Genomic DNA, 21,382 nt, shown 5'->3' with positions numbered 1-21,382 from the left:
CCAACATTCGCAAGGATCGGGCCGCGTTGACACCGCCGGGATCATGGAGGCGTGACCGAATCCCTGGGCGTGCCGCCGTTGTTCGCGGCGCTGCGCGACTGCGAGCGTGTCCTCATCGCCGGGGCCGGGGGCGGGTTCGACGTCTACGCCGGGCTGCCGTTGGCGTTTGCGCTGCAGGAGCGGGGTGTGGATGTACACCTCGGGAATCTGTCGTTCGCCCCGCTGCACCGGCTCGATCTCGATGTGTGGGTCGGGCCGGACCTGGCGCGGATCGACGCCGACACCGAGGGGCTCGGCGACTACTTCCCGGAGCGCACGCTCGCCCGCTGGCTGGAGCAGCGCGGCCGGGCCATGAGCGTGTACGCGTTCGCGAAGGTCGGCGTGCTGCGGCTGCGGGAGGCCTACCAGCAGCTGGTCGAGCAGCTGCGGCTCGACGCCGTCGTGCTCGTCGACGGCGGCACGGACATCCTGATGCGCGGCGACGAGGCCGGCCTCGGCACGCCCGTCGAGGACATCACGAGCCTGGCCGCGGTCAACGGCCTCGACGTCCCGGTCCGGCTCGTCACCTGTCTCGGGTTCGGCATCGACGCGTTCCATGGCGTCGTGCACACGCAGGTGCTGGAGAACCTCGCCGCCCTCGACCGCGACGGCGGCTATCTCGGGGCGCTGTCGATTCCGAGCCGGAGCCAGGAGGCGCAGCTGTACTGCGACGCCGTGGCCCACGCCCAGGACGCCACCGCGTCCTGGCCGAGCATCGTGAACGGCCAGATCGCCGCCGCCCTGCGGGGCGAGTCCGGCGACGTGCACATCACGGAGCGCACCGGCGGCAGCACCCTGTTCGTCAACCCGCTGATGGCCGTGTACTTCACCGTCGACCTGGCCAAGCTCGCCGACCGCTGCCTGTACCTCGACCGCCTCGAGGCAACGGTGAGCGAGCAGCAGGTGCTGGAGCGCATCGCCGAGTTCCGGGCCGGCGTGGCCCGCCGCCCGGCCCGCCCGTTCCCGCACTGAACCGGTCCGGGCCGGCCGAGGTACACATGGAGGATGAGTCCCCGGCGCCGGTTGATGTTCGCGGTCCTGGCCGCGATCGCCGTGCTGAGCGCCGCCGGGCTCGGGGTGCGTGCGCTGCTGCGCGCCGAGCCGGTCCGGGTTCCCGCGCAAGACGCCCTGGGTGTCGTACTGCTGGTCCCCGGCTACGGCGGCGGCACCGACGGGCTCGACCGGCTCGCGGCGGCCGTGCGGGCCACGGGCCGCACGGCCACTGTCGTCGAGATGCCCGACGGCGGCACCGGCGACCTGACCGCCCAGGCCGACACGCTCGACCGCGCGGCCACCGACGCCCTGCGCCGCGCCCCCTCTGTCGACGTCATCGGCTACTCGGCGGGCGGCGTCGTGGCCCGCCTCTGGGTCCAGCGCCACGACGGCGTCCACAAGGCCCGCCGGGTCGTCACCCTGGGCTCACCCCACCAGGGCGCCCGCCTGGCCGCCGCGGGTGCCGCGGGGCTCCCCGGCGCCTGCCCGGCCGCGTGCCGGCAGCTGGCTCCGGGCAGTACGCTGCTGGCGCAGCTGCGCTCCCCGGTCCCGACCCCGCCGCAGTGGCTCAGCATCTGGACCGAGCAGGACCAGACGGTCCAGCCCCCGGACTCGGCCCGCCTGGCCGGCGCCATCGACGCCGACATCCAGCAGTCGTGCCCGGGCCGCCCGGTCAGCCACGGCGAGCTCCCGACCGACGACTACGTGACGGGCCTGGTCATCGACGCCATCGGCCCGGCCCCGATCGCCGCCGCCCCACCCTGCTGAGGCCGGGGCGGTCCGGCGCGCCACCGTCGTCGCGCGGGGCGGTGCGGGGCCTCGTATCGCCGGGGCTCAGTAGGGCCAGGAGCCGGCGGCGCGGGCGGCGGCCACGAGGGCGGGGGCTCCAGTGGCGACCGCGGCGGCGAGGTGGGCGGCGTGGTCGGCCATCGCCTCCGGTGGCGGCCGCAGGGCGTGCAGCTGCGATCCGAAGGCCGTGAGGCTGTCGACGGCGGCCGGCCAGTCCGCCGCGTCGATGGCGAGGGCGGCGGTGAGCAGGAGCGTGTTTGCGTACTCCCGCATCGCTCGCTCGTCGTGCGGGCCGGCCAGTTCGCGGCGCACGGTGCGGGCGCGTCCGGCCAGGGCGGCGGCGGTCGCGGGGCGGCCCCGGTCGCGCATGGTGGCGGCGCGGTTGTGCAGGGCCGTGCCCAGGATGCGCCGCAGCGGTGGGTCGGCCGCATCCGCGCAGCGGCCGGTCGCCTCGGCCAGCAGCATCGCCTCGTCCTCGGGGCGACCGGCGGCGGCCGCGATCGCGGCGGCGTCGACCATGTGGGTGGCGGCGGCGGCCAGCGCCTCCCGCTCGGTGGGGCTCGCGGCGGTCAGGGCCTCGTGCCGGCGTACGGCCACGACCACCGACAGCCAGCCCAGGTCCCAGGCCTCCTCGGCGCGGCCGAGCCCGTGCAGCAGCATCGCCCGCTCGTAGAGGGCGGCGGCCCACAGGCCCCGCACCGCATCGAGGATCGGGCCGGTCGCCAGCCGGTCGTGCAGGCTCAGCTCGTCGGCGAGGTCGGCCAGGACGCGGTCGGCGTCCGCGGTCCGGTCCACGGCGGCCAGCGCGACACCGGCGTGCAGCCGGCCCGTGTACTCGGCGGTGACCGACGGGTCGGCGGGTGGGTGGTCGCCGGGGGCGGGGCCGGGCGGGGCCGTCACCCGGGTCTCCGCCGCCAGCCGGGCCGCGAACCGTCCGGTGGCACCGGTGGACTGCGCGGGCTCATCCAGGAGGTCCAGGTAGGAGCCGCGCGTGCGCCAGGCGCCCCCGCCGGGCACGACGATCGCGACGCCCGGCGCGGCCCGGTGCAGCTCCTCGAGGGACGCCATGATGCCGTCCAGCCGCGCCTGGACCTGCGGGCCGGCGAACAGCTGGGCGAGGGAGTACTGCTCGCTCAGCGCCACCCGCATGAGGTCCGGCCGGTCCAGGGCCCGGGCGACCCGGGCGAAGATCCCGAGGGCGTCGGTGAGGTCGATCAGGGCGGCCGGCTCCCCGGTGTCACGGGCGAGCCCCCGCTGCAGGTCGACCATCTCGGCGGCGGCCGGCGCGAGGCCGGCCGGGTCCACGTCGAGCCGCACCCCGACGAACGCGGTGAGCGCCACGGTCCGGGCCCGCCGCCCGTCGAGGTCGTCGGCCGGCCCGGGCGCGACGGTCCGCCAGAGCTCCTCGACGATCGAGCGCCAGCGGTCGCCGAGGCCGGTGGCGCCGAGGATCTGGGCCGCTTGCGCGGTGCGGTACACGGCGTCGGCCCGGCGGCTCGCATCGCCGCCGGGCGCGGCGAGCAGGTCCGCGGCGAGCAGGAGCACCTCCTCGGCTCCCTCGCGGACGGCGGTGACGTCGCCGCCGTCGGCGAGCCGCTCGAGCGCGAGGTTGAGCGTTGCCCGGCCCAGTGCGTGCAGCAGCCGGCCGGGGTCGCCGAGCGCACGGGCCGCGGCCAGGGCCCGGCCGACGGCAGCCGAGGTCTCCGCGCCCAGCCCGGCCCGCGCGGTCAGGTCATCGGCGGCGCGCAGCAGACGGTCGACCTCGGCGGGTGACGGCATGCAGCAACTTCTATCAGTCCCGAGCGAGCCGGACAATGCGTCCGGCCCGGCCTGACGCCGCGATCAGTGACGGCGGGGGCCGGTGCTGCTGCGCAGGGAGATCGGTGGGGCGTGCAGGATGTGACGGGGCGGCGTGGCGGGGTTGGCGATGCGCTCCTGCAGCAGCCGCACGGCCTCGTCGCCCATCTCCATGGCCGGGACGTCGGCGGCGGTCAGCGGAGGGCGGAAGTCCTCGGCCCAGTGGCGGCCGGCGACCCCGGCGATCGAGAAGTCGCGGGGCACGCGCAGGCCCGCCCGCTCCAGTGCGCGCTGCACGCCGGGCAGGGCGGCCTCGTTGATGGTGACCAGGCCCGTCACCTCGGGATGGTCGGCGAGGAGCCGCTCGAGGCAGTCCTCGCCGCCCGCGGCGTCGTCGGGGCAGCAGACGTCGACACCGGCCAGGCCGCGCTCGGTGATCGCGGACGTGAAGCCGGCGAGCGCGCGGTGGCCGGGGCCGTAGCCGGCCGCGACGAGCTCGGCGGAGCGGTTGACGAAGGCGATGTGGCGGTGGCCGAGGTCGGCCAGGTGGTGCACGCAGCGGGTGATGAGGGTGGCGTAGTCGACGTCGATCCACCAGACGTCGGCGGCGTCGGCGGGGTGGCCGATGGTGACGAACGGCAGGCCGCTCTGGCGCAGGCGGCTGACGCGGTCGTCCTCGAGGCGGATCTCCATGAGGATGACCCCGTCGACACGGCGGCCGGTGACGACCCGCTCGAAGGAGCGCTCGTGGTCGCCGCCGGACGGGGAGAGCAGCACGTCGAGGTCGGCGCCGGCGGCGGCCTCCACGACGCTGGCGACGAAGCCGAGCTGCATGTCGGTGAGGCGCTGGCTGGCCGGCGGGATGACCAGGCCCAGCGTGCGGGTGCGGCCCTCCTTGAGGGCGCGGGCGGCCGCGTTCGGGCGGTAGTCGAGCTCCTCGATCACGGTGAGGATGCGCCGGCGCAGCTCCTCGGAGACGGTGCGCTTGCCGCTGAGCACGTAGGACACCGTGCTGCGGGAGACGCCCGCCCGCTTGGCGATCTCGCCGATGTTCACGGACACCCCCAGCGAATCGGTTCGCCTCGAATCTAGAGCGCCGCCTCACCACTGTCAAAGGGCCCTTGACCGCGGGGCCGCCCTGTGCCTATCGTCCCAGCGAATCGGTTCGCGAACCGATTCGCCACACACCCCAACCGTCTCGAGGGGCACCCCATGCACACTTCCCTGCGTGCGTCATTGGTAGCGCTCACACTGCTCGGCGGGCTCGCCGCCTGCTCCACCGGCGGCGGTGACACGAGCGCGGCCGCCGGCGGCACGTACACGATCTGGGACCCGTACCCGCAGTACGACGACGCGTCCGCCTGGGTCAAGCTGCTCGGCAAGTGCGGCACCGACGCCGGCGTCACCGTCAAGCGCACCGGCTACGACACCTCCGACCTGACGAACAAGGCCCTGCTCGCCGCCCAGCAGGGCAGCTCGCCCGACGTGCTCATCGTCGACAACCCCGTGGTGTCGACCCTCGCCGAGGCCGGCGTGCTGACCAGCACCGACGACACGAAGCTCGACACCACGGCCATCGACAGGAACCTCATCGCGGCCGGGCAGAGCGGCGGCAAGTCCTACGGCATCCCGATCGGCGCGAACACCCTCGCCCTGTACTACAACAAACCGGTCCTGCAGGCCGCCGGCGTCGACATCGCCACCGTCAAGGACTGGCCCTCGCTGACCGCCGCGCTGGCCAAGGTGAAGGCGGCGGGCAAGAAGGGCATCACGTTCTCCGCCATCGGCACCGAGGAGGGCAGCTTCCAGTTCCTGCCCTGGTTCTGGGGCTCCGGGGCGAACCTCACCAAGCTCGACTCGCCCGAGGGCCTCTCCGCGGTGCAGCTGTGGACCGGCTGGCTGCGCAGCGGCTACGCGCCGAACTCGGTCATCGGCAACACCCAGACGACGAGCTGGCAGGAGTTCGCCACCGGCGGCTACGCGTTCGCCGAGAACGGCACCTGGCAGCTGGCCAACGCCAAGAAGGCCGGCTTCGACTACGGCATCATCCCGATCCCGGCCAAGGGCGGCGGCACCGCGCCCGCGCCGACCGGCGGCGAGTTCGTGAGCATTCCGGTGCAGAAGGACACTTCCCGGTACCCCCAGACGAAAAAGCTCGTCGAATGCCTCACGAACACCGACAACTCGCTCACGACAGTCACCACCCTGTCCTACATCGCGCCCACCGCGGCCGTGCAGGACAAGCAGGTCGCGGCGAACCCCGAGCTGAAGGTGTGGGTCGAGGCGGTCAGGGCGGCCAAGGGCCGGACCAGCGACAACCTCGGCACCAGATACCCGAAGATCTCCCAGCAGCTGTGGACCTCCGTGCAGGCCGCCCTGGCCTCGGCCGGCAAGTGACGACGCGCTCCAGAGTCAGCGGGTGGGCGTTCCTCGCGCCGGTGGTCGTGTACCTCGGCGCGTTCTACGCCTACCCGCTGTACCGCAACCTCGACCTGAGCCTGCGCCACTACACGGTCCGCTCGTTCGTGCAGGGCGACGCCCCGTTCAACGGCCTGGACAACTACCGCACGGTGCTGGCCGACCCCACGTTCTGGCCCGCGCTCGCGCACACGCTCGTCTTCACGGCGGCGTCGCTGGCCGCGCAGTTCGCGATCGGCCTGGCCCTGGCCGTGTTCTTCAACCGGCACTTCCCGCTGGCGGCGACGCTGCGGGCGCTGTTCCTGGTGCCCTGGCTGCTGCCGCTGATCGTGTCGGCCTCGACCTGGTCGTGGATGCTCAACAGCGACTCCGGGCATGCAGGCGATCCCGGCCCACCTGTACGAGGCCGCGGCCCTGGACGGCGCGACGGGCCGGCAGCAGTTCTGGCGCATCACGTTCCCGCTGCTGCGGCCGGTCTCGCTCATCACCCTGCTGCTGGGCCTGGTGTACACGCTGAAGGTCTTCGACATCATCTGGATCATGACCAGGGGCGGGCCGAACGGTGCCTCGACGACCCTCGCCACGTGGTCCTACCGGCTCGGCTTCGGCAACCTGCTGCCCGAGTTCGGGCCGGGCGCCGCGGTCGGCAACCTGCTGATCGTCCTGGCCCTGGTCGCCGGGCTCGTCTACATCCGGACCCAGCGATGAGGCTGCGGACCGTCGTCGGCGTGCTGCTCACCGCGATCATGCTGTTCCCCGTCTACTGGATGGTCAACGTCTCGCTCACCCAGGATCGGGACATGCGCCGGGCGACCCTGTTTCCGGTGCACCCGACCCTGGACGGCTATCGGGCCGTGCTCGAGCAGCAGCTGCCCTACCTCGGCACGAGCCTGCTCGTCGCGCTCGGCACCGTCGCGTTCACGGTGCTGCTCGCCGCGCCCGCGGGGTACAGCCTCGCGAAGCTGCGCCCGCGCGGCGGTGGAGCGCTCGGCTTCGCGTTCCTGATCGCCCAGATGATCCCCGGTATCATCATGGCGATGGGGTTCTACGCCATCTACCTGAACCTCGGCGTCCTGAACTCCTGGCCCGGCCTGATCCTGGCCGACTCGACGATCGCCGTGCCGTTCGCCGTGCTCGTGTTCACGGCGTTCATGGCCGCCATCCCCGACGAGCTGCTGCAGGCCGCGAAGACCGACGGTGCCGGTGCCCTGCGCACCTTCACCGCGATCGTGCTGCCGGTCAGCCGCAACGCCGTCGTCACCGTGTCGCTGTTCGCGTTCCTGTGGGCGTGGTCGGACTTCGTCTTCGCCTCCACACTCGACGGCGGCGGCGCGCTGCGCCCGATCACGCTCGGCATCTACCGGTACATCGGCAACAACAACCAGGAGTGGAACGCCATCATGGCGACCGCCGTCGTGGCGTCCATTCCGGCCACCGTCCTGCTCGTCGCCGCCCAGCGGTTCGTCGCCACCGGCGTCACCGCGGGCGCCGTCAAGGAATGAGCCCGTCTTGTTCGCGATCCGCGACACCCCGTTCAGCCACCCCGGCTCCTGGTTCGGCATCTCGCCGGTCATTGCCCAGGGCCACGTCGCCGACGACCTGCACCTGGTCTCGCACCAGAGCGGCATGCACGCCGTGCTGCGGTTCGTACCCGCCGCGGCCGGGACGGCCGTCACCGCCACCCCGGCCCGGCTGGAGTGGGTGCACGGGTCCGGGCGGATCGAGCTGACCTACGAGACGCCCGACACCGTCCGGCTGCGCGGCGCCGGGCTCGGGCTCACGGTCTGCGCGGCCGCGTCCACGCTCACGCCGTTCAGCGGCACGTACCTATACCGCGATCCGGTTGACGGCGCCCACGTGTTCACCAACTACGAGACCGGCCGCCGGTACCGCCTTACCGTGCTCACCGGCGCCGAGCCCGGCGTGCGCGGCGCGGAGGCGCTGGGCCCGGCCGAGCGCGGCGTGGTCCTCGGCGCCGGGCACTGGGAGATCGCCATCGAGGAGTACGCCGGCGAGCGCCCGCCCTACCGCCCCGCGCTGGGCTTCGACGCGGCGGTCAAGGCCGCGCACGAGCGGTTCACGGCGTTCGCCGACGCTGTCGCGCCGTGGCGGGACGCGAGCACCCCGGCGGCCGAGCTCGCCGCCTACGTCCTGTGGTCGGCGACGGTCGCCCCGGCCGGCTTCGTCACCCGCCCGGCCGTGCTGATGTCGAAGCACTGGATGGACAAGGTGTGGAGCTGGGACCACTGCTTCAACGCCCTCGCCCTGGCCGCCGGCGACCCGGCCCTCGCCTGGGACCAGATCCGGCTCGTCTTCGACCACCAGGACGACTCCGGCGCCCTGCCCGACTCGATCACCCACTCCGAGGTGCTCTACAACTTCGTCAAGCCGCCGATCCACGGCTGGGCCCTGGCCCGCCTCGGCGGCCCGCGGGACCCGCGCACCTACGAGCAGCTGGCCCGGTGGACCGAGTTCTGGCTGACCGCCCGGCGGGCCCCCGGCGAGGAGCTGCCGCACTACCAGCACGGCAACGACAGCGGCTGGGACAACGCGACGCTCTTCGACGCCGGCCGGGTGGTGCAGGCCCCCGACCTGGCCGCGTTCCTCATCTTGCAGCTGCGCGAGCTGGGCTGGCACGAGCGCGCCGACCGGCTCCGCGCGGCGCTGCTGGAGCGGCTGTGGGACGGCGAGCGGTTCGTCGCCCGCGCTCCCGGGTCGGGCGGGGCGTGGAGTACCCCCAGCCTGCTCTTCTGCATGCCGATCGTCCTGGGCGACGAGCTGCCGCCCGAGGTCCGCGACGCCCTGGCCGGGCAGATCCGCGCCCACCTCACCGAGCACGGGCTGGCCACCGAGCGGCCCGACTCCGGGCACTACGAGGCCGACGGCTACTGGCGCGGCCCGATCTGGGCCCCGTCGACGGTGCTGATCGAGGACGGCCTGCGCCGGGCCGGGCACACCGGGCTGGCCGACGAGATCAGCGCCCGGTTCCGCGCCCTGTGCGAGCGCTCCGGCTTCGCCGAGAACTTCGACGCCCACACCGGCGCCGGCCTGCGCGACCGGGCCTACACCTGGACGGCCAGCGCCTACCTCATCCTCGCCGCCGCCCACGCCCAGCGCCGCCGGCCCTGACCGTCCACGCCGGAGCACCGCCGCCGGCTACGGCTCCTCAGCGGGCGGGTGCCCGTCGGCGCCTTGCTCCGGCGGCTCGGTGGACGCAGCGCCCGGCCGGCCCCTCTGACCGACGACCTTGCCGGTCACGAAGATCCCGACAAGCGCGCCGGCGGCCGAGATCATGACCGCGGCCCCCGCGCTCGGGTCACCCCGGTCGACGAAGTGCCAGGAAAGGACGGCCAGCACGACGACTGCCGCAAGCCCGCAGCTGTAGCCGACGAGCTGCACCACCAGGTTCGTGTACGCGCGGCGGCGCCGGTGCTCGAGCTCATTGCGCGCCTGTTCGAAGATCCAGTCCGAGGAGCCCGTCCGCGCCCGCTCGAAGTCGGCGATCTCCTTCGGCAAGGGCAGCAGGCGGTGCGGCCCGGCGCCCCGGGCCGTGGCTCGACCCGAGTCACCCACGACCCACCGCCTGACGCTCGGCGTCAGCGACCGCGGCGGCTGAGACCGCAAGCGCATCGAGCACCTCGACGAGGGCGGCGTCGGGGTCCCACCAACTGCTCAGCGATACGGCGAGCGGGACGGCAAGCCGATAGACACCACCGTGGTCCGCGTGCGCTGTCACGAAGCGGCGCAGCCGCTGCACTGATCGCGGTGGAGCCTGCAACTCGGAGTACAGCGCCTCGCTGCGGATGCGAACCGAGTCATCGTTCATCGTGTACAGCTGGCTTCGGATATGGGCTTCCAGCCCGGACAGACTGGGGTACTCGCGCAGAAAATCCTGAAGCGAGCGCATGACGGTTTCGACGTCGACGCGTTCGCGCAGCGCTGTCCGGTGGAGCCTGCCAATGCCGGACCTGCGCCGGAGGACCCTGTAGGCGGCGGCGCCACCGGCCGCTGCGGCGACGAGCCCGAGCACGCTCGTCAGGGCGCTCACCAGGTCCACCACCGCATCGTCGCGGCCGCGCAGCCGGAATGCCATGGCCGGCCGGGCTACGAGGTGACGTCCTTCGTCGCGAAGTTGGCCCAGGCCAGGCCCAGGAAGACGGCGACGTAGACGGCCTGGATGCCCAGGCCGCGTTCGATGTCGCGCCACAGGATCGGCTCGCGGAAGAAGTCGATCCAGGCCAGCCAGTAGCGGGTCGGCAGGTAGGGGCGGATCGCGGCGGCGGCGTCCAGGGCGGTGAAGAGCTGGCTCGCGACCAGGGCGGCCAGCGCGCCGAGCGTGGCGCCGAGTGACGAGTCGCTCACCGTGGACAGGAACAGGGCTATCGCGCCCACGCCCAGCATGGACAGGGCCACGTAGAGCATGGCCGCGCCGATGCGCAGCGTCACCTGCTGCGGGGTCAGGGCCGGGCCGGACACCGACGTGACGACCTCGGCCCCGGGCTGGGCCGGGAAGAACAGCAGGCCGATGACGTAGCCGCTGACGACGACGGCCAGGACGGCGCCCAGGACGTACACCACGAGCGACATGAGCTTCGCGAGCAGCAGGCGGGTGCGGCCAACCGGGCGGGCGATGAGATAGCGCAGCATGCCGGCGCTCGCCTCGCCCGCCACCGCGTCGCCGCCCACGATCGCCACCGCGACCGGCAGGAACAGCGGCAGGACGATGGCCAGGGCGGCGGCCGGGAAGAGCGAACCGTTGTTCAGGACCGCCGACAGGAACGCCGGTCCGTTGCCCGCCGCGGTGCCGACCCGCGTGGTGGCGAGCAGGACGGCCACGGTCAGCGGCAGGCCGACGAGCAGCGCCAGCGAGACCAGGGTACGCGGGCGGCGGAAGAGCTTGCGCAGCTCGACGACGATCATCGGCGCTCCATCCGGTCGGCGCCGGCCCCGGTCGCCTGCAGCACGACCTGCTCCAGGGTGCGGCGTTCGGTGGCCAGCTCGGTGACCCGCAGGCCGGCCGCGACGAGCTGCGCGTTGAGGGCGGCCGGGTCGGGGTGGGTGACGGCGAGCCGGTCGCCGTCGCGGTCCACGACCCGGCCGTCGAGCAGGGCGGCCACCCCGTCGGCGTCGGGGCTGCGCAGCACGACGCGGCCGGTCGGGGCCTGCAGCGTGGCGAGCTCATCCTGGCCGACGAGGTGGCCGCGGTCCATGATCCCGACCCGGGTGCACAGCTGCTCGATCTCGGCCAGGAGGTGGCTGGAGAGCAGCAGCGTGGTCCCGGCCCGGTTGACCTCCAGCAGCAGCGCCCGGATCTCGTGGATGCCCTGCGGATCGAGGCCGTTGGTCGGCTCGTCGAGGATGAGCAGGCGCGGGGTGCGCAGCAGTGCGGCGGCCAGGCCGAGGCGCTGGCGCATGCCGAGGGAGTAGGTGCGGACCGGGCGGCCGTCGACCCCGGCCAGGCCCACCCGCTCCAGCGCCTCCTCGATCCGCCGGCGGCGGGTGGTCCGCACCGCCCGCCCGGCCCCGTCGAGCAGGCGCAGGTTGGCCCGCCCGGACAGGTGCCCGTAGGCCGCCGGACCCTCGACGAGCGCGCCCACCTCCGGCAGGACCTCGGCTAATCGGCGCGGGATCGGCCGGCCCATGACGGTGATCTCGCCGCTCGTCGCGAAGACGAGCCCGAGCAGCATCCGGATCAGCGTGGTCTTGCCGGAGCCGTTGGGCCCGAGCAGCCCGTAGCGCGCCCCCTCCGGCACGCGCACGTCGACGCCGCCGACCGCTGTCACCCGGCCGTAGCGCTTGACGAGTGCAGACGTCTCGATCATCGCAGCTGCCCGGCCGCGGCCGTGAGGAGCGCGGGGGTGACGAACCCGGCGATCAGGTAGGTGCGCCGCCCCGCCTGCGTCACAGCGATGCTCAGCACCCCCGCCCGGATCAGGTAACCCTGCGTGATCGGTGCGCCGCCGCCGTCGCGCAGCGCGTTGAGCGTGCGCTGCCCCAGGCGCCCCGGCACCGCGATCACGACGAACCGCGAGAGCCCGCTGCCGTACGCCGCGATCGCGCTCACCGGCCCCGGCACTCGCGCCCGCCCCGCGAGGTCGCCGGGCAGGTTCGCCCGGGCGACGCTGTTCAGGGCGGAGGTGATCTCCGACTGGGTGCTGGACGCGAACCCGGACGACGCGGCCGCCCGCGGCTGCAGCACGTCGTCGGCGGGCGCGTCGGCGCTGACGTCGAGGAACCGGGTCGTGAGCGCGCCGGGCACGTCGACGAGCAGCGGGAGTCCGCTGCGCGGGTCCGCCCACACGTCGATCGCCCCGATGGTGCTGTCCCGATCCTTCGGTACCACACGCAGGCCGGACGCCGCGATCCCGGCGACGCGCCGGGGCGCCAGCGCGCGCACCTCCGCGTCCGCGCCGGCGTCGCGCAGCAGGCGGCGGGCCAGCTCGGGCGGGGTCAGATCGGCCGCCCGCGGCGCGCGCACGGCCGGGTCACCGACCGTCTCGGTCCACAGGTTGCGGCCGTAGTCCCAGCTGAACGTGGCCGCCGGGGTGCGGAACGTGTCCCGCTCCCCCACCGGGTCGAGCACCGCCACCCGCCACGCATCGGTATTCCTGTGCCAGACCCGCATACTGGTGGTACCCCCGAAAAGCCCGACGAGTTCGCCGAGTTGGGGAAGATCCGGCAGCACCACCGAACCGCGCGTCTCCACGTAGCCCTGATACGGCCGGTCGGACGCGGCCAGGACCTGGTCGCGGGTGACGGCGGCCGCCCGGACCGGCGCGAACGCCACCACGAGCGGGACGGCGACGAGCACGCCGACGAGCCCGGCGACAACGCTCCACCGCCGCCGCGCCTCCCGCCGGACCACACTCACCCGACCTACGGTACGTCGGGCTCCGGCTCCCGCAACGGCAGTTCGGCGGCGGTCAGCCAGCCGCCCTCCGGCGTGCGCCCGGCCGAGAACTCCCCGCCCAGGAGGTGGACCCGCTCGCGCAGGCCGATGAGCCCGAACCCGCTCGTCTTCGCGGCGGTGGGCCGCCCGTCGTCGCTCACCTCGACCCGGATCAGGCCGCCGCCGGCGCGCACCTTCGCCTCGATGCGCCGCGCCCCGGCCGCGTGCCGCCGCGCGTTGGCGACCGACTCCTGCACCATGCGCAGCACCGTCGTGCTGACGGCGGCCGGGACCGGCTCCGCGAGGTCCACGTCGAGCGCCACCGCGGTACCGCCGCCATGGGTCGCGCTCTTCAAATCGGCCACGAGATCGTCGGTGGCCCGCACCCGCGGTGCCTCGCCCGCGTCCCCACCCCGCAGCGTCGCGGTCAGGCACTGCAGCGCCGCCTGCGCCTCGGCGTTGTCCGGCGGCGTGTGCTGGGCGATGACCTCCTGCAGCTCCCGGGCCAGCCCCAGGCGCTCCCGTTCGCGCGCGGCCGCCACCGCCGCCCGCACCGCCCGGGCCCGCTCGGCGTCGCGGTTGCGCAGGAACCGCCCGGCCATGACGCACACGCAGAGCAGCAGCGCGGCCGAGAGCAGGCGATCGTGCATCGGCGCGCCGGCCGACGGCTCCACCCGCAGCCACTGCGCCGCGACCCCGCCCGTGACGAGTGAGGCGACGGCCGCGCTGGCGACGACCACGCTCTCCCGGCGGACCGCCACCACCATCAGCCAGGCCACCGCGCCGACCTCGACGGCGAGCAGGGTGCCCAGCTCCGGCACGACCTGCGCCCCGGCCAGCCGCAGCACCGTCGACCACCCGATCAGCAGCGCCCCACCGGCCACGCCGGCGCCGACGGGCCAGCGCCAGGCCGCTATCGCGAGCACACAGAGCGCGACCGCTCCCGGCCAGACCCACCCCTGCCCCGGCACGTCCCGCCAGCGCACCGACACGACGTCCCCGATCAGCAGCACGCCCAGCCCCACGGCCACCGGCCACTGCCGCACCGCCCACGCCCGCACCGTCGCCACCCCCCAGTCTCGTGGAGCCGCCGAGCATAGCCGCCACCCGCGCGGACGCATTGTCCAGGTTCAGGGTGACATCGGCGAGAAGCGCACCGGGGCGCCGCATGGCCACCCGCCGACCGCTTCCGGCCGGGACGGTGACCGGGCCGTGGCCGCAGCCCCGGTCAGAGTGTGAGGTGGACCGGGCCGCCGCCCGGGTCGGCCCCGCGGACGAGCGAGTACGGGACCCGGAACATGCGGCCGGGCGCGGCGGGCCACGGCAGGCGGGCCGAGCCCACGACGCGGCCGTCCTGCGCGGCGGTCACCAGCGGGAGCCGGCGGCGCTCGGCGGTCCACAGCAGCAGGCGGCCACGGGCCGGCGGCGGGCCGCCGGGGTGGATCAGCTGCGGGGCCACCCAGAGCAGCGGCGGCTCGGCCACCACCTCGAGGCCCGGCCCGGCCGCCGCGGCCCCGCCGGCCAGCCACTGCTGCACGGCCGCGGCCACGTGGCGACCGTCAAGGGCGGCGACGTCGGCGGTATCGACCGGGTGGAGCAGGTTTCCGGCGGCGAACACGCCCGGCCGGCTGGTGCGCAGCGCCGCGTCCACGCGCGGGCCGAGGGTGCCGGGGTCGAGGGTCAGCCCGGCGGCGCGGGCCAGCTCGTGGTCGGGAACCCAGTCGCCGGTGAGCACGACGGTGTCGCACTCGACGCGGGTGCGGCGCCCGGTGCGCAGGTCCTCCAGCTCCACAGTGGACACCCGGCCGGTGCCGTGGACGGCGGCGACGCGGGTCCGGGTGCGCACGGGCCGGATCGGCAGCCGCAGCTCGGGCCGGTCCAGCTCCGTGGTGAGCAGGACCGTCCGGCACCCGGCCGCGCGCAGGGTGAGCACTGCCGACCAGCTCACCAGCTCGGCTCCGACGACGACGGCGCGGCGGCCGACCGGGCGGTGGTGCAGGTGGACGAGCTGCTGGAGCTGGCCGGTGGTGTACACGCCGGCCGGGCGGTCGCCGGCGATCCAGCGGGCCGGGCGGGCCCGTTCCCGCGCGCCGGTCGCGAGCACTATCGCGTCGGCGGTCACGGTCCGGCGCCCGCGCGGCGACGTCACCTCGAGGGCCCGCTCGCCGGCCCACCCGGTCACCATCGCCTCGGTCTCCACCCGGGCACCGGCGGCGCGGCTGCGGGCCACCAGCGAGCGCGCGTACGCCGGTCCGCTGTGGACGCGGTGCAGGTCCCGCAGACCGTACCCGCCGTGGTCGCTGTGCCGCGGGATGCCGCCGGCCGCGGCCTCGCGCTCCAGCACGAGCACAGGCCCGCCGACCCGCCCGGCCAGCGCGGCGGCCGCGGTGAGCCCGGCCGGCCCGCCGCCGACGACCGCCACCCGCACGTGCTCGCTCACCGCAGCGACCCCGCGACTTCCGCACCGCAGTAGAACCCCTGGCACCGGCCGTTCATCGCCCGGGTCCGGCGGCGCAGACCGTCCACTGTGACCGGTGGGATCACCGACCGGAGCGCGTCGCGGATCTCGCCCCGGGTGACGCGTTCGCAGAAGCAGACGATCCGGCCGTACTCGCCGTCGCCCGCGATCGCCGCGACGTCCTGATAGGGCCGGGGAAACGCCTCACCGAGGTTGGGCATGCGCGGCGCCGGCGGCAGCTCGGGCCGCGGCGCGACGTCCAGGTGCCCGGCCAGGAGGGACACGACGTGCTCGGCGATGGCCATCGAGGCGGTCAGGCCGGTCGAGCGGACGCCACCGACGAGCGCGTACCGCTGCCGCGCGGACACGTCGATCAGGTAGTCGTCGGCGTCGATCGCGGCCCGCAGCCCGGCGTAGGTGGCGGTGACCTCCTCCCGCAGCAGGCCCGGCATCAGCGCCGCGCCCCTGTCCCGCAGGAATCGCAGGCCCGCCTCGGAGGTGCCGGTGGCGGTGCGGTCGTCGAGGTCCTCGGCGGTCGGCCCGAGCATCACGTTGCCGTAGATCGTCGGGGAGATGAGGACGCCCTTGCCCACCTTGGACGGCACGGGCAGGACGATGAGCGGCGCCATGGGCCGGGCGAGCTTGTCGAACACGATGAGCTCGCCGCGGCGCGGGGTGACGGTGAACCGTTCGTGGCCGAACAGCCGGTCGACGGTGTCCGCGCCGAGGCCGGCCGCGTTGACGACCCAGCGGGCGCCGATCTCGCCGCGGTCGGTGCCGAGCCGGGTCAGCGCACCGTCGTCGTGGACCGCCGTCACGCGGTGGCCGCGCAGGAGTGTCACGCCGCGGTTGACAGCGTCGGTGGCCAGGGCCAGGTTCGTCGTCCACGTGCAGGTGATCGACTCGCCCGGGACGGTGAGGCCGCCGAGGGCTCCGGGGGCCAGGCCGGGGACGGTGGAGTACACCTGCCGTGCATCGATGATGGCGCAGTCGGTGTAGCCGTTGCGTTCGGCCTTGTCCCGCAGTGCGGGGAGGGTGGCCAGCTCCTGCGGCGTCCACGCGACGAGCAGGGCGCCGGTGCGCTCGACCGGGACACCGGTGGCCTCGGCGTATTCGCGCAGGAGGCGGTAGCCGCGGGCGACCAGGCGGGCCTCGAGGGTGCCGGGCGTGGCGTCGAAGCCGGTGTGCAGGATCGCGGTGTTGGCCTTGCTCGTGCCGTCGCCGACGTCGTCGCGGGCCTCGATGAGCACCGTGCGCAGCCGGGCACCGCCGAGCAGCCGGGCGATCGCCGAGCCGACCAGCCCGGCGCCGATGACCGCCACGTCGAACGCCGTCATACCTGCGCCCGCCAGCGGCCGAGGTGCTCGGCGGCGCGGTCCGGCGACCATTCGGGCTCGAACGTCGCCGCCGGACTCCAGGCGCCGGCCGCGTCCGCGATGGACAGTCCCGGGTGCAGGGCGAGGCGGGCGCAGGCGGCGGCGCCGAGGGCTGTGGCGTGCGCCGACGGGTACACGTCGACGGGGATCTGGGCGAGGTCGGCCTGGGCCTGCATGAGCACGCGCGAGCGGGTGAGGCCGCCGTCGACGCGCAGCCGGGTCAGCGGCGTGCCGAGGTCGCTGCCGGTGACGCCGACGAGCGTGGCGACCTGGGCGGCGATGCCCTCCAGGACGGCCCGGACGATGTGCCCGCGGCCGGTGTCGAGGGTCATCCCGGTGAGCGAGGCGGTCGCGGCCGGGCGCCACCACGGTGCGGCGAGACCGGCGAGGGCGGGGACGCACAGGACGCCGCCGCTGTCGGGAGCGGCGACGGTGTCGAGCTCGGCGGCGCCGCGGATGAGGCCGAGGTCGGTGAGCCAGCGCACGGCGGAGGCAGCGGTGTAGACCTGGCCGTCGGCGCAGTAGGCGGTGGTGTCGCGCAGCCGCCACGCGACAGACGTCGACAGGCCGGCCCGGGACCGGGTGGCGGCCGCGCCGAGCTGGGCCAGGAGGAAGGCGCCGGTGCCGTACGTGCACTTGGCGGTGCCCGGGTCGAGGCACGCCTCGGCGAGCAGGGCGGCCTGCTGGTCGACGATGAGGCCGGTGACCGGGACCTCGCCGCCGAACGCGGCGGTGGTGCCGACGATCGCGTCACTCGCCACAATCTCGGGCCGCTCCTCGGCGCCGAGCCCGAAGAGGTCGAGCAGCTCGTCGCTCCACGCCACGGTGTCGAGGTCGAGCAGCAGCGAACGGCTCGCCGTGGCGGCGTCGGTGACGAAGGCACGGCACAGGCGGTACACGATCCAGGCGTCGGTCGTCGTGACGACGCCACCGTCGAAGCCCTGGTCGCGCAGCCACCGCATCTTCGGCGCCGAGAAGTAGGGGTCCAGCACGAGGCCGGTGAGCGCGGCCACCCGCCCGGCGGCGTCGGCGCGGGCGGTGCAGACGGCCTCGGCCCGGCGGTCCTGCCAGACGATCGCCGGGCTCAGCGGCTCGCCGGTGGCCCGGTCCCAGGCCAGGACCGTCTCGCCCTGGTTCGCGAGCGCCACGGCCTCGAGCGGCACGCCGGCCGCGGCGACCGCCCGCCGCCCGGCCGTGAACACGGAGGCGAGCAGCGCGTGCGGGTCCTGCTCGACGCCGCCGCCGTCGAGGTACCGCGGGCGCAGCTCCTCCTCGGCCGTGGCCAGCACCTGCCCGTCGAAGCCGGTGACCACGGCCTTGGTGCCCGAGGTGCCCTGGTCGATGGCGAGTATGCCGCTCACCGTACGGCGGCCGTGAACAGCCCGACCCGCCCGGGCTTCGCCTCACCGGGCGGGACAGCCCTCGGGGTCCGCGGCCCGGCGGACCGGCCGAAGTGCTCGAACATGGCCGCCGCTCACCTCCGATACAGCCAGGGCCGCAACCGACTCCCGACCGACTCCCGACCGGGGCGCCGGCCCGGGCCGCGCGAGGCCGAGATCCTGACCGTACCCGGTCCGGCGGCCCGACCGTCAACCCCCGCGCGGGCCGTTCGCGAGTCGAGGCGGCCGATCCGGCGACGATCGGCGAGTCCCCGACCCGGACCCTCGTGGCCGCCCGACCCTTCGACGGTGATCGGCAGGCCGCGAAGTATCCGGACAACGACTTCGTCGTAACGTCCCGTCCGTTCGGATATCAGCACGCGCATGTCCTCGTTCAGCTCGGTTTGCGGTGGGCGCCGGTGTGATGTCCCCAGGAGTATTCCCGCCACGGTCGGGTGGGGCGGCCCGAAGGCAGGTCGGCGGCGGCGAGCCGGGCCATGCTGCCGGACCGGGCGGATGCGAGGGTCAATGACTCCAGCCGCGGGTCGAGCCGTCGGGCAGGCGTTGGGTGAGCGTCGGTCAGCGGTCGGCGTCGCCGCGGACGAGGAATCGGGCCCCTGAGTTCGCCCTCATTCCGGGCCGGACGCGGCGTCGAGCAGGGCGCGGGTGCCGCACACGACGACGAGCACACGCCCTCGGGCCGGCCTGGCCGGCCAGGCCGGTCGGCTGGTCCGGCCCGGGCCTCGAACAGCCGCCGCAGGGAGCAGCATCCCCACGCCCCTGGTGGCACTCGAGGAGACCGCCGGCAGCGGGCTGTTGGTCGAGCGGGAGCGGTACGGCCGAGGCAGTGCGGCTCGCCGTCGATTGTGTGGCGGTCGCCCGGGAGGTGGCGCCGGAGCTTCGGGCGGCGGTGGAGCGACAGGCACCGCCCGGCGACGCGGTGCCCGGTCAGCCGGTGATGTAGCCGACCAGGGGCGCGTCCTGGCTCACGCAGGCGGCCGGGGCGACGACCTCGGAGGCGGCGCCGCCGTCGACGCCGGTGCGGAACGTGCCCGGGGCGCCGGTGCAGGAGGTCGCGGTGTAGGTGATGCGCACGCCGCTCGCGTCCCAGGCCGGCTTGCGGCCGGTGCGGTCGCTTACCTGGTGCTGCTGCGAGCCGTCGAGGTTCATGACCCACACGGTGTCGTTGTGCACGTAGGCGATCTGGGTGGCGTCCGGGGACAGGACCGGCTGCTTGCTGACCTCGTCCTGGGTGAGGCGGGTGGCGTGGCCGGCCTGCTTGACGTAGACGGCGCCGTGGCTGGCGTAGACGGTGGGGGTGGTGCCCGCGGAGGCGGCGGTGGCCCCGGTGAGCGCGGCGGCCGCGGCGGCGAAACCGGCGACGATAAGCGTGCGCGTGACGAAGTTGCGGTTCATCCCTGCCCCCGGTGTGTGCGTCCCGTCCTTGTGACGCCGTGAACTTCGGCGCAACCGGGCGGCACCTGAGCGAAACCGGGCGGCAACCCGAAGAGTCCGCAACCGCCGGGCCGGAGCACCGATGGTGTCAGGTGTCAGCTCGCGTACGTCGGCAAAAGGCGGAGCAGCGCATGTCGGCAGGGTCAGAGGTAGCGGTCGCCGGGGTCGGCACGCCCGCGCGGCTCATCCGGCTGAGCCGGGAGCGCCTCGCCGTGTCCGATCCCGAGGGCGCCCGCGCGCTGGCGGAGCAGGCCCGGACCGATCCGGGCGCCCGGGCCGAGGCGCTGTCGATCATCGCCACCTGCCGCCGGCTGCGCGACGAGTACCCGGATGCCCTGGCCGCCGCCCAGGAGGCCGCCGAGCTGGCCCGGGCCGGCGGCGATCCGGCGGTCGAGGGGCGGGCCCGCAGTGAGGCGGCGCGGGCGCTGCTGGCCGCCGGTGAGACCTCCGAGGCGCTGCAGGAGAGCACGGCCGCGCTGGCCCTGGCCGAGTCCAGCGGGGACCTGGCCGCCACGATCCCGGCCATGGCCGCGGTGTCGTACGTGTATCTGGTGATGCAGCAGTTCGACCTGGCCGTGCAGCTGTGCGAGCGCGGCGCCGAGATGGCCCGGCTGGTCGGCGACGAGCTGGCCGAGGGCGTCATGCTCGACACCGGCGGGTGCGCCACGGCCGCGCTCGCGATCGCCGCCCGCGCCGTGGGCGACGAGGAGACCGCGCTCGCCCACGCCCAGGACGCCGCCGAGCGGTGCCGGTCGGCGATGCTGATCGCCCGCCGGCTGGGTCACCGCCGCAACGAGGCGTCCGCGATGGCCAACCTGGCCGAGCTGCTCACCTTCGCCGGCCGGGCCGGGGAGGGGCTGCGCCTGCTGCAGTCCCTGACGCTCGACCCGGATCGGGACTCGACCTACACGATCACCCACCACCTCGACACCCGCGGCCAGATCCACCTGGCGCTGGAGCAGTACGGCGAGGCCGTGGCCGCGTTCACCGAGGCCCTGGAGCGGGCCGAGAGCAAGGGCGCCGCACTGACCGCGGCCGAGCACCTCGCCGAGGCCTACGAGCGCTGCGGCGATCCGGGTGCGGCGCTCCAGGCATTCAAGCAATTCCATCAGCTGTACTGCCAGGTGGCCTCCGAGACCGCCCAGCGCAACGCGCGCGTCACCGCGGTACGCATGGAGACGGAGCTGGCGAAGGCGACGGCGGAGCAGGAGCGCCGCCGCGCCGACGGCCTGCTGCGCATCAGCCGCGAGGACCCGCTGACCGCCCTGGCCAACCGCCGCCGCCTCGACGACGAGCTCGCCGGCGGCGTCGAGGGCCACGCGATAGCCCTGATCGACGTGGACCACTTCAAGCAGGTCAACGACCGGTACTCCCACCAGACCGGCGACGAGGTCCTGCGTACTCTGGCCGCGCTCCTGCGCACCGGCTGCCGCACCGGCGACACGGCCGCCCGCTACGGCGGCGAGGAGTTCGCCGTGCTGTTCCGCGACCTGCCGGACGCGGAGGCCGTTGAGGCGGCCGCACGCATCCGCCACCTGGTCGAGCAGTATCCGTGGTCCACCGTCGCCCCCGGCCTGACCATCACGGTCAGCATCGGCGTGGCCTCCGGCCCGGACCTCCTGGCCCTGGCCGACCTGCGGCTCTACCAGGCCAAGCACGCCGGCCGCAACCGTGTCGTCGGCCCGCCCGACCCGGGCGTCACCGACCGCGCCGCCTGACCGGCCGCCCGGGCGCAGTGCGGCGCCGGTCACGGGCAGCACCAGGCCGAGCTGACGCTGCCGGTCGTGGG

The 21,382-nt window shown here is 74.7% G+C and carries 20 protein-coding genes; 7 read left to right on the top strand and 13 right to left on the bottom strand.

The genetic code is table 11. From position 1 onward, the window contains the following. The first annotated feature begins 51 nt into the window (after positions 1 to 51). Both Dvina_RS24870 and Dvina_RS24865 read left to right on the top strand, forming a co-directional pair. Positions 52 to 1,011, top strand: a complete 960-nt coding sequence (locus Dvina_RS24870; RefSeq protein WP_223104860.1) for a DUF1152 domain-containing protein — start codon at positions 52 to 54, stop codon at positions 1,009 to 1,011. A gap of 33 nt (positions 1,012 to 1,044) precedes the next feature. Continuing rightward, complete coding sequence (locus Dvina_RS24865; RefSeq protein WP_246656418.1) at positions 1,045 to 1,800, top strand: esterase/lipase family protein; 756 nt, start codon at positions 1,045 to 1,047, stop codon at positions 1,798 to 1,800. Positions 1,801 to 1,866: 66 nt separating this feature from the next. Here the strand turns inward: Dvina_RS24865 and Dvina_RS24860 are convergent, their stop codons facing one another. After that, positions 1,867 to 3,600: a hypothetical protein gene (locus tag Dvina_RS24860; protein ID WP_223104859.1), complete on the bottom strand. Its 1,734-nt coding sequence runs from the start codon at positions 3,598 to 3,600 to the stop codon at positions 1,867 to 1,869. Between the two features lie 63 nt (positions 3,601 to 3,663). After that, positions 3,664 to 4,674: a LacI family DNA-binding transcriptional regulator gene (locus Dvina_RS24855; protein ID WP_223104858.1), complete on the bottom strand. Its 1,011-nt coding sequence runs from the start codon at positions 4,672 to 4,674 to the stop codon at positions 3,664 to 3,666. 156 nt (positions 4,675 to 4,830) lie between these two features. On the opposite strand from Dvina_RS24855, the gene Dvina_RS24850 reads away from it, so the two are divergent. Beyond that, the gene (locus tag Dvina_RS24850; protein ID WP_223104857.1) at positions 4,831 to 6,015 is read left to right on the top strand and encodes a sugar ABC transporter substrate-binding protein; all 1,185 of its coding nucleotides are present in this window, start codon (positions 4,831 to 4,833) and stop codon (positions 6,013 to 6,015) included. Between the two features lie 163 nt (positions 6,016 to 6,178). Here the strand turns inward: Dvina_RS24850 and Dvina_RS54445 are convergent, their stop codons facing one another. Beyond that, positions 6,179 to 6,397: a hypothetical protein gene (locus Dvina_RS54445; RefSeq protein ID WP_246656417.1), complete on the bottom strand. Its 219-nt coding sequence runs from the start codon at positions 6,395 to 6,397 to the stop codon at positions 6,179 to 6,181. Between the two features lie 14 nt (positions 6,398 to 6,411). Here Dvina_RS54445 and Dvina_RS54440 point away from each other — a divergent pair, with 14 nt between their 5' ends. From Dvina_RS54440 to Dvina_RS24835, 3 genes are read left to right on the top strand one after another with little or no spacing between them, the layout of a single operon-like run. Next, a complete protein-coding gene (locus Dvina_RS54440; RefSeq protein ID WP_246656416.1) occupies positions 6,412 to 6,744 on the top strand; it encodes a carbohydrate ABC transporter permease in 333 nt (110 codons plus the stop codon). Beyond that, complete coding sequence (locus tag Dvina_RS24840; RefSeq protein WP_223104856.1) at positions 6,741 to 7,538, top strand: carbohydrate ABC transporter permease; 798 nt, start codon at positions 6,741 to 6,743, stop codon at positions 7,536 to 7,538. Before Dvina_RS54440 ends, Dvina_RS24840 begins: the two co-directional genes overlap by 4 nt. Before the next feature lie 7 nt (positions 7,539 to 7,545). Further along, the gene (locus Dvina_RS24835; protein ID WP_223104855.1) at positions 7,546 to 9,165 is read left to right on the top strand and encodes an amylo-alpha-1,6-glucosidase; all 1,620 of its coding nucleotides are present in this window, start codon (positions 7,546 to 7,548) and stop codon (positions 9,163 to 9,165) included. Between the two features lie 27 nt (positions 9,166 to 9,192). Here the strand turns inward: Dvina_RS24835 and Dvina_RS24830 are convergent, their stop codons facing one another. From Dvina_RS24830 to Dvina_RS24785, 10 genes are all read right to left on the bottom strand, one after another. Continuing rightward, entirely contained in the window at positions 9,193 to 9,609 is a 417-nt protein-coding gene (locus Dvina_RS24830) for a hypothetical protein (protein WP_223104854.1), read from the bottom strand. Further along, positions 9,602 to 10,129 (bottom strand): hypothetical protein, encoded by a 528-nt coding sequence (locus Dvina_RS24825; RefSeq protein WP_223104853.1) that lies wholly within the window; start codon positions 10,127 to 10,129, stop codon positions 9,602 to 9,604. The genes Dvina_RS24830 and Dvina_RS24825 overlap by 8 nt, the downstream gene beginning before the upstream one ends. Before the next feature lie 11 nt (positions 10,130 to 10,140). After that, positions 10,141 to 10,956 (bottom strand): ABC transporter permease, encoded by an 816-nt coding sequence (locus Dvina_RS24820; protein ID WP_223104852.1) that lies wholly within the window; start codon positions 10,954 to 10,956, stop codon positions 10,141 to 10,143. Then, the gene (locus Dvina_RS24815) at positions 10,953 to 11,858 is read right to left on the bottom strand and encodes an ABC transporter ATP-binding protein (protein ID WP_223104851.1); all 906 of its coding nucleotides are present in this window, start codon (positions 11,856 to 11,858) and stop codon (positions 10,953 to 10,955) included. Before Dvina_RS24815 ends, Dvina_RS24820 begins: the two co-directional genes overlap by 4 nt. Beyond that, a complete protein-coding gene (locus Dvina_RS24810) occupies positions 11,855 to 12,907 on the bottom strand; it encodes a LolA-like protein (RefSeq protein ID WP_223104850.1) in 1,053 nt (350 codons plus the stop codon). The genes Dvina_RS24815 and Dvina_RS24810 overlap by 4 nt, the downstream gene beginning before the upstream one ends. Before the next feature lie 5 nt (positions 12,908 to 12,912). Beyond that, a complete protein-coding gene (locus Dvina_RS24805) occupies positions 12,913 to 13,986 on the bottom strand; it encodes a sensor histidine kinase (protein ID WP_223104849.1) in 1,074 nt (357 codons plus the stop codon). Positions 13,987 to 14,153: 167 nt separating this feature from the next. After that, on the bottom strand, positions 14,154 to 15,365 hold the full coding sequence (locus tag Dvina_RS24800) for an NAD(P)/FAD-dependent oxidoreductase (RefSeq protein WP_223104848.1): 1,212 nt from the start codon (positions 15,363 to 15,365) through the stop codon (positions 14,154 to 14,156). After that, on the bottom strand, positions 15,362 to 16,720 hold the full coding sequence (locus Dvina_RS24795) for an NAD(P)/FAD-dependent oxidoreductase (protein WP_223104847.1): 1,359 nt from the start codon (positions 16,718 to 16,720) through the stop codon (positions 15,362 to 15,364). The genes Dvina_RS24800 and Dvina_RS24795 overlap by 4 nt, the downstream gene beginning before the upstream one ends. Continuing rightward, complete coding sequence (locus Dvina_RS24790) at positions 16,717 to 18,120, bottom strand: FGGY family carbohydrate kinase (protein WP_223104846.1); 1,404 nt, start codon at positions 18,118 to 18,120, stop codon at positions 16,717 to 16,719. Before Dvina_RS24790 ends, Dvina_RS24795 begins: the two co-directional genes overlap by 4 nt. Before the next feature lie 966 nt (positions 18,121 to 19,086). Next, complete coding sequence (locus tag Dvina_RS24785; RefSeq protein WP_223104845.1) at positions 19,087 to 19,554, bottom strand: TolB family protein; 468 nt, start codon at positions 19,552 to 19,554, stop codon at positions 19,087 to 19,089. Positions 19,555 to 19,724: 170 nt separating this feature from the next. Here Dvina_RS24785 and Dvina_RS24780 point away from each other — a divergent pair, with 170 nt between their 5' ends. After that, on the top strand, positions 19,725 to 21,311 hold the full coding sequence (locus Dvina_RS24780) for a tetratricopeptide repeat-containing diguanylate cyclase (RefSeq protein WP_223104844.1): 1,587 nt from the start codon (positions 19,725 to 19,727) through the stop codon (positions 21,309 to 21,311). Positions 21,312 to 21,382: the final 71 nt, after the last annotated feature.

It is taken from the genome of Dactylosporangium vinaceum (genome assembly GCF_019904175.1).
GTDB classification, from domain to species: Bacteria; Actinomycetota; Actinomycetes; order Mycobacteriales; family Micromonosporaceae; genus Dactylosporangium; species Dactylosporangium vinaceum.
Note: the sequence above shows the minus strand (reverse complement) of the source record. Positions and strands in the feature narration are given on the sequence as shown.